This window comes from Promicromonospora sp. NPDC060204 (genome assembly GCF_042728455.1).
GTDB lineage: Bacteria > Actinomycetota > Actinomycetes > Actinomycetales > Cellulomonadaceae > Promicromonospora.
Window position 1 is genome coordinate 1 of record NZ_JBHWZO010000317.1, and the last position, 6,581, is coordinate 6,581.

Annotated in this window: 9 protein-coding genes; 3 read left to right on the forward strand and 6 right to left on the reverse strand. The window is 71.4% G+C overall.

Going from position 1 to position 6,581, the window contains the following annotated elements; all coding sequences use genetic code 11:
- Window positions 1-58 precede the first annotated feature (58 nt).
- On the reverse strand, window positions 59-997 hold the full coding sequence (locus ACFWEJ_RS25925; RefSeq protein WP_377232054.1) for an NADP-dependent oxidoreductase: 939 nt from the start codon (window positions 995-997) through the stop codon (window positions 59-61).
- Between the two features lie 124 nt (window positions 998-1,121).
- Here ACFWEJ_RS25925 and ACFWEJ_RS25930 point away from each other — a divergent pair, with 124 nt between their 5' ends.
- The gene (locus ACFWEJ_RS25930; RefSeq protein ID WP_377232055.1) at window positions 1,122-1,634 is read left to right on the forward strand and encodes a MarR family winged helix-turn-helix transcriptional regulator; all 513 of its coding nucleotides are present in this window, start codon (window positions 1,122-1,124) and stop codon (window positions 1,632-1,634) included.
- A gap of 13 nt (window positions 1,635-1,647) precedes the next feature.
- Here ACFWEJ_RS25930 and ACFWEJ_RS25935 read toward each other — a convergent pair whose 3' ends face one another.
- From ACFWEJ_RS25935 to ACFWEJ_RS25950, 4 genes are all read right to left on the reverse strand, one after another.
- Entirely contained in the window at window positions 1,648-2,262 is a 615-nt protein-coding gene (locus tag ACFWEJ_RS25935; protein ID WP_377232056.1) for a DUF402 domain-containing protein, read from the reverse strand.
- A 35-nt stretch (window positions 2,263-2,297) separates the two neighbouring features.
- On the reverse strand, window positions 2,298-2,987 hold the full coding sequence (locus tag ACFWEJ_RS25940) for a M15 family metallopeptidase (protein WP_377232057.1): 690 nt from the start codon (window positions 2,985-2,987) through the stop codon (window positions 2,298-2,300).
- A 224-nt stretch (window positions 2,988-3,211) separates the two neighbouring features.
- Window positions 3,212-4,039, reverse strand: coding sequence for a C40 family peptidase (locus ACFWEJ_RS25945; protein WP_377232058.1), 828 nt, complete (start codon window positions 4,037-4,039; stop codon window positions 3,212-3,214).
- A 109-nt stretch (window positions 4,040-4,148) separates the two neighbouring features.
- A complete protein-coding gene (locus ACFWEJ_RS25950) occupies window positions 4,149-4,580 on the reverse strand; it encodes a hypothetical protein (RefSeq protein ID WP_377232059.1) in 432 nt (143 codons plus the stop codon).
- 75 nt (window positions 4,581-4,655) lie between these two features.
- Here ACFWEJ_RS25950 and ACFWEJ_RS25955 point away from each other — a divergent pair, with 75 nt between their 5' ends.
- A complete protein-coding gene (locus ACFWEJ_RS25955; RefSeq protein ID WP_377232060.1) occupies window positions 4,656-5,042 on the forward strand; it encodes a hypothetical protein in 387 nt (128 codons plus the stop codon).
- On the opposite strand, the gene ACFWEJ_RS25960 is transcribed toward ACFWEJ_RS25955, so the two are convergent.
- A complete protein-coding gene (locus ACFWEJ_RS25960; RefSeq protein WP_377232061.1) occupies window positions 5,017-5,307 on the reverse strand; it encodes a hypothetical protein in 291 nt (96 codons plus the stop codon). The two genes, ACFWEJ_RS25955 and ACFWEJ_RS25960, sit on opposite strands and share 26 nt — an antisense overlap.
- Before the next feature lie 273 nt (window positions 5,308-5,580).
- Between ACFWEJ_RS25960 and ACFWEJ_RS25965 the strand changes: the two genes are divergently transcribed.
- Window positions 5,581-6,537, forward strand: coding sequence for a ferritin-like domain-containing protein (locus tag ACFWEJ_RS25965; protein ID WP_377232062.1), 957 nt, complete (start codon window positions 5,581-5,583; stop codon window positions 6,535-6,537).
- The last annotated feature ends 44 nt before the right edge of the window (window positions 6,538-6,581 follow it).

Consider the following 6,581-nt stretch of genomic DNA (forward strand, 5'->3'; position numbering starts at 1 on the left):
GACACAGGTCAAAGCGAAGAAACCCGGGCCTCAAAGGGGACTTGCGGGTCTTCGGTTCTCAGACGGCGGGCGGGACCGCCACGACCTTGCCGTGGACCTGCCCGGCGTCGGCCTGCCGGTGGATCTCCGGCAGCTCGCTCAGCGGCACGCGCCGGGCGATCTCCACGTGCAGGTCGCCGCTGTCGACGAGGGCGACCAGGCCCGAGAGCACGTCGGCGTCGGGGTGCAGGAAGACCGTGACGGCGCGCACGCCGCGCCCCTCGTCGCCGGGCGTGGTCACGGTCGGCGTCGTGGAGACGACGACGCCGCCGTCGCGGACCCGGGCGGCCAGGGCGGCGAACGCCTCGGCGGTGATCGGGGCCAGGTTGAGCAGCACGTCGACCGGCTCGGTCACCGCGTCGAGCACCGAGGTGGTCGTGTGGTCGATCACCTCGTCCGCGCCGGCCGCCTTGACGGCCCGCTCGCTGCGCGGGCTCGCGGTGGCGACGACGTACGCGCCGGCGCGCTTGGCGAGCTGCACGGCGTACCCGCCGACCGGTCCCCCGGCGCCGTTGATCAGCACCCGCTGACCGGCCTGGAGCCCGCCGGCCTCGAACAGCGCCTGCGAGGCGGTGAGCGCCACGGACGGGAGCCCGGCGGCGTCGGGCAGCGGGATGCCTGTCGGGGCCGCCACCAGGTCGGCGGCCGGGGCGACGACGTACTGCGCCGCCGAGCCGTCGGCGATCATCGGGATGAACCCGACGACGTCCTGGCCCACCGCGAGGCCCTCCACGCCGTCGCCGAGCGCGTCGACCGTGCCCGAGACGTCGTAGCCCGGCACGTGCGGCAGCGCCACGGGGAAGGGCAGGAAGCCGCCGCGGATGCCGCCGTCGGCCGGGTTGAACGCCGAGCCGGCGACCCGGACGAGCACCTCGCCGGCGCCGGGCACCGGCCGGTCGGCGTCCTCGTAGCGCAGAACCTCGGCGGAGCCCGTCTCGTGGAACCGAACTGCCTTCATGATGTCGTTCCCTTCGTTCGACTGCTTCGGATTCGAAGCAACTGCTGAGCACGCTAGCACCGCTTCAAATTCGAAGCAAGTGCTTCGAGTTGGAAGCATTCGCGAGCCTGGCTAGGCTGGGGACGTGACCTCGACCCCGCCGCCCCTGGATGCCACGCAGCTGGGCGTGTACTTCGCCCTCATCGAGGCCAGCAGCCTGCTGAAGCACTCCGTCGAGCAGCAGCTGCGGAACGCCGGGGACCTCAGCTACGTGCAGTTCCAGCTCCTGGCGACCCTCGGGGACTCCTCCACGGGCAGCCGGCGCATGACCGATCTGGCCGACGGCGTCGTCTACAGCCGCAGCGGGCTCACCTACCAGGCACAGACGCTGGAGAAGCGGGGCCTCGTGGCCCGGTCGCAGTCCTCGGACGACGAGCGCGGCGTCACCGTCACGATCACCGACGCGGGGCGGGCCGTCCTCGCGGACGTCTTCCCCGGGCACGTCGCCACCCTCGACGACCTGCTGTTCGCCCCGCTGAGCCGGGCGGACGTCGAGACGCTCGCCGACATCCTCGGCCGCGCGCGGGACCACATGCGCCAGACGCCGCCGCGGTCGGCGGGGGCACGGCGGCGGAAGAAGGCGGCCGCGGCGGACTAGGGCCGGGCCCTTCCTACTCGGTCCCCGACCAGCTCAGCCGGATTCCCGGAGCGACCGACGGGACCTCGCTCAGGGGTGCCCGTCCGACCGGCAGCGGCTCCGGCGCCGTCGTCACCGGTGCGGACGACACGTTCTCGAGCAGCTCGTGGAGCCGTCCCGTCCGCAGCCAGTCCAGCAGCCGGGCGAGGCCGCTCTCCGCGCCGCGCGCCTCCGCCGGCGAGATCAGGCCGGATGCCGACGCCTGCACGAACTCGTCCTCGTCGACGACCCGGTGGGTGCCGTCCAGGCCGACGAGGACATCGAGAAAGAGATCGACCGCCGAGACATCGTCGCCGACCCGGACCATCGGGGTCGCGATGTCGCAGTTGAGCGCGAACGGCGCGCCGTCGGGCGGCCGCGTCTCCATCAGGTCGCCGGCCAGGTCGTACGTCGCGTTGATCTTGAACCACTCGGTCGAGAACGCGAGATGCCGGAGGACGAGCTTGTCGTCCGTGGCCCCGAGGTTCACCGGCTGCAGGCTCTGGCTCACGTACCAGCCGGAGTCGTTCACCAGGACGCCGCTGTCCGGCACGCGAAAGCACCGGACGTCGTCCTCGTCGGGATGGAAGTCAAAGTCTCGGACGGTCATCGCAGCCCCCTCGGACATCGCAGAGGCTCCCGACCCTAGTGACCGCCGACCTGCGCGACGGCCTCCGTGAACTCCCAGTGCCACGGTTCGTACGGCCCGGAGCCGCCGACCTGCGCCCAACCGGGGTTGTCCCAGCCGTGCTCCGGGCCGGTGGCCTTGAGCCAGTCCCAGCGCTCGCCGGCGTAGCTGTCGGCGCAGATGTCCACGGCCAGGCCCCAACCGTGGTTGGACCGGCCCGGCGTCGCCGTCAGCGTCGGCTTCTGCGCCTTCGCGGTGACCTGCTGCGCGTAGCTGCGGTAACCGTCGGTGAGGCAGAGCGCCTCACCGAACTGCTCGGTGTACGCCTGGTTCAGGCGAGCCAGCGCGACGGCGGCATCGGCACGGACCGGCGGGTAACCGCCCCAGAGGGCGCACAGCTCGTCTGCGGGCACCTGGCCGTTGAGTCCCGCACCCGTCGCCTCGCCGTCGCAGCCCGGCAGGACGGGCGGTGCCTCGACCTGCACCGACCCGGTCTCCCCGCCGGGCAGCGTCGCGTCCTGGGGGACGGTGACGCCGGTGTCGGCCGTGCCGCGTGGTGCCCGCTCCTGGCTGCGGGATGCGCCGGCTTCCCGGTCGCGCGCGGTCTCGACCGCGTCGGCCGACGGGTCGGTGAGCGCGACGGCGGCTCCCGGCCGGTCGCGCGTGTCACCTCCTGGCCCGCCCGCGGTCGCCACGGTGACCGACATGGTGGCGACGAGAGCGACCCCCACCCCGAGCTTCAACGGCCACCGCCCCGTGACCGCGGACCCCGCACCGCTGGGCGAGGCGGAGTGCCTGCCCTTGCTGTGCCGGCCCCGCCTGGAGCGTGCTCGCGTTGGTCTTGCCATGGGTGTTTCTCCTGGGGATCGGCAGGGTCGAAGGCTGGGGGACGTGAGGGGCGGGCCGGAGCCCGCCCCTCACGCGGAGCGCGTCAGAGGACGCGGATGAACGTCGGGTTGGACTGCCAGATCTGCGTGTAGCGCACCGTCTTGCCCGGTACGGGCGCCTCGATCTGCATGCCGTCGCCGGCGTAGATCGCGATGTGCCCGGGCGACCAGATCAGGTCACCGGGCTGCGCCTCGGACCAGGAGACCTCCGGCCCGGCGTACCGCTGCTCGGACGAGGTGCGGGGCAGGGTGACCCCGACCTGGGCGTACACGTAGGAGGTGAAGCCGGAACAGTCCATCCCGGCCGGGGTCGAGCCGCCCCACAGGTAGGGCACGCCGAGGTACCGCATGCCGATCGACACCACGGCAGAGCTCGACGCCGAGGCCGGGAGGTCGACCGCTGCCGCGGCTGCCTCCGCGGCCGCGGCCTCGGCTTCCGCGGCCGCCTCGGCCTCCGCCTCGGCAGCGAGCTGCGCCTGGTACTCGTCGTTCTCGGCCGCGGAGACGACTGAGACGGCGGCCTTCTCGACCTTCAGCTCGGCGTCGTTGGCGACGGTCACGACCGGCGCGGCGGCGACGGACTCCTTGGCCTGCGCCGCCAGGGCGTTGAGGTCTGCCGTGTTGAGGGCACCCTGGACGGACTTGCCGGCCAGGGACGTGCTGACCGCGGCGGACGCCGGGGCCGCTTGAGCGGGGGCTGCGACCAGGGACAGCAGCACGCCGGAACCGGCCGCGGCTGCGACGGCGGTCCTCCCGGCGAGCGTCGTCACCTGCTCGGTGGCGGCTCGGGCGACGTCGGCCAGGACCGGGCGGACCGCCCGGTGGCGACCACGGCCGCGCACGGCCGGGTCGGGGGTGTAGCTGGGCTCCATGAAAGCTGGGACCTTTCGGATCGGAGTAGAACCACACGCGGCCCCGGGTTCGGGGCGCGCGAAACCGGTCGACACCCCAGGTGGGGCGGTGTCGACGGGATGTGGCGGTCTACGTCCGGGAGATCCCGAGGGCGTGGAGCGACGGGGCGGCTGCCACGGCCACGCCGGAGGCGTTCCCGTGCTTAGGGTGCGCGAGGTCGGGCACCAGCCACTGCAGGGCGAGGACGGGCTCGCCGGCCAGCTCCGCGGAGGGCGACACGGTCCGGTCGTACCGGGCCGTCACCGTGCGGTTCTCCGAGCAGTGGTTCGGGTCCTCACCGTGGTGGCCGGAGGCCCCGCCGGCCTCGGCGGACACCACGGCAGACGCCGCGTACTGCCCGACGGCGCTCTCCGCGTGGGTGTGCTCGGCCTCGTCCAGGTGGACGCCGCAGAGCAGCTGCACGCCCACGACGGTGAGCACGAGGAACATGACGGCCAGGACGCTCATGAACTCTCGCCGGGGATCGGCGAGGAGCGAGCGGGCGGCACGAGTCAGGTTCATGGCGAGCCCAAGAGTAACGGTATGGACACGGAACGGGGCAACACGGCGTGATGACCGGGCCGCTAGCCTGTGCGCGTGAACGGTGACTACCAGGTGTTTCGGCCCAGGTCAGAGGACATATACGACTGGTCGGGCGGGCAGCTGCACCCCGAGATCCGGCAGCACGTCGGGGTGGGCAACGTCGTCCGCGTCCAGGTCTCCGAGAACGGGAGCGCGGATACCGGCTGGTCGGACACGCCCTATGTGCTCGTCACGGGGCAGGGCGGCGACCGGCTGACCGGGATCGTGGACGACCCCTACCGGTCGCAGTACAGCGCCCTGGACAACGGCACGGTCATCGAGTTCGACCGCGCGGACTGCACCGAGATCCCGCTCGACTGGCCCGAGAACGAGGCGTTGGCGCCGAGGGCGACCCACACCGGGCAAGGTCGGGAGATCACCGGATACATCGAGCCGGACTGACGGGGTGGTTGTTCATGACCATGCCTCCGGGGCCGGCGAGGACGCTGACCTCGGCGGCCTCGTCCCACCCTTCGCCCTCGACGTCGAGCGGCGCTCGGAAAAGACCGACCTCGACCCGGACCGGCCCGCTGTCGATGCCCGTCACCAGTGTGGGGCGTGCGGCCGTGTCCCACGCACGTCCGCTGAATGCGGGATCCTGCCGAACATCCCTGATCTCGAGCGGGTGTCCACTGACCCAGGTCTCATAGGCCGCGGCGAGACTCATTGGATGCGCACCCGGAACGGGCCACGATTGACATTTCTAATGGATTTGTACATCGGCATTGGTTCAACTTTCGGGGATCCGAACAATTGCGACTGTGCAGCCAACGGTTTCACCTCGCAAGAGCCCGAAAGACCAATCCGAATTCACCCGGGCACCGAACCCAGGACGCACCCCTGGGGCATCGGAAAGTCGACCCACAGAAATACCCGACAAAGCAGTCACGAGGGCTTCTTTGCCGCCGTACCTCCGGGCGTGCGCCGTCCCATCCACACAGTGAAGGGGTACACGATGTTCGGCAAGAAGATGGTGGTCGAGATGATCGGCCGCAGCACAGCGAACCAGCCTGACCGCCGCAACTTCCTGCGGGCGGCGGGGGTGGGCGGCCTCGGCGTGATCGGCGGCGCCGCTCTCCTCGCCCAGGGGCCGTCACGTGCGACGGCCGCGGCAGAGGAGGACCAGGGGATCAGCGACGACGCGATCCTGAACTTCGCCCTCCAGCTGGAGTACCTGGAGGCGCAGTTCTACTCCTATGCCGCCACGGGGCAGGGCATCAACGGCTCGCTCACCGGGGGACGGGGAACGATCGGCAGGGTCACCGGTGGTTCCAAGGTTCCGTTCAAGTCCAAGCGGATCCGGCAGTACGCCGAGGAGATCGCCGGGGACGAGCTGGCGCACGTCCGGTTCCTCCGGACAGCACTCGGCGCGTCGAAGACGGCACAGCCCAACATCGACCTGAAGCACAGCTTCACGGCCGCCGCCCAGGCCGCCGGCCTGATCGGCCCGGGCCAGTCCTTCGACCCGTTCGCCGACGAGGACAGCTTCCTGCTCGGTGCCTACATCTTCGAGGACGTCGGCGTCACCGCGTACAAGGGTGCCGCGCCGCTGATCACCAACAAGACATACCTGGAGGCGGCGGCGGGCATCCTCGCCGTCGAGGCCTACCACGCCGGGGTGGTCCGCAGCGCTCTGTTCGAGAAGGGCCTCGCGGACGAGGCCAACGCCATCTCCACCGCGCGGGACAGCCTCGACGGCAGGACCGACGTGGACCAGGGGATCACCAAGCGTGGTGACGCCAACCTCGTACCGGCCGACGTCAACGGCGTCGCCTACAGCCGGACGCCGGGCCAGGTGCTCAACATCGTCTACCTGAACCCGGCCCAGGTGAGCGAGGGCGGATTCTTCCCGGACAGCGTCAACGGCACGCTGCGGGTCAGCGACCGCAACGCCTGAGTATGTTCCAGGGCGACGGCCGGGTGGGGCCTGTCCCACCCGGC

Excerpts from the sequence above, each read along its gene's own strand:
- ACFWEJ_RS25940 (WP_377232057.1), bottom strand. The coding sequence starts at position 2,987 with ATGTCGGTCACCGTGGCGACCGCGGGCGGGCCAGGAGGTGACACGCGC.
- ACFWEJ_RS25925 (WP_377232054.1), bottom strand. The coding sequence starts at position 997 with ATGAAGGCAGTTCGGTTCCACGAGACGGGCTCCGCCGAGGTTCTGCGC.
- ACFWEJ_RS25935 (WP_377232056.1), bottom strand. The coding sequence starts at position 2,262 with ATGACCGTCCGAGACTTTGACTTCCATCCCGACGAGGACGACGTCCGG.
- ACFWEJ_RS25950 (WP_377232059.1), bottom strand. The coding sequence starts at position 4,580 with ATGAACCTGACTCGTGCCGCCCGCTCGCTCCTCGCCGATCCCCGGCGA.
- ACFWEJ_RS25945 (WP_377232058.1), bottom strand. The coding sequence starts at position 4,039 with ATGGAGCCCAGCTACACCCCCGACCCGGCCGTGCGCGGCCGTGGTCGC.
- ACFWEJ_RS25960 (WP_377232061.1), bottom strand. The coding sequence starts at position 5,307 with ATGAGTCTCGCCGCGGCCTATGAGACCTGGGTCAGTGGACACCCGCTC.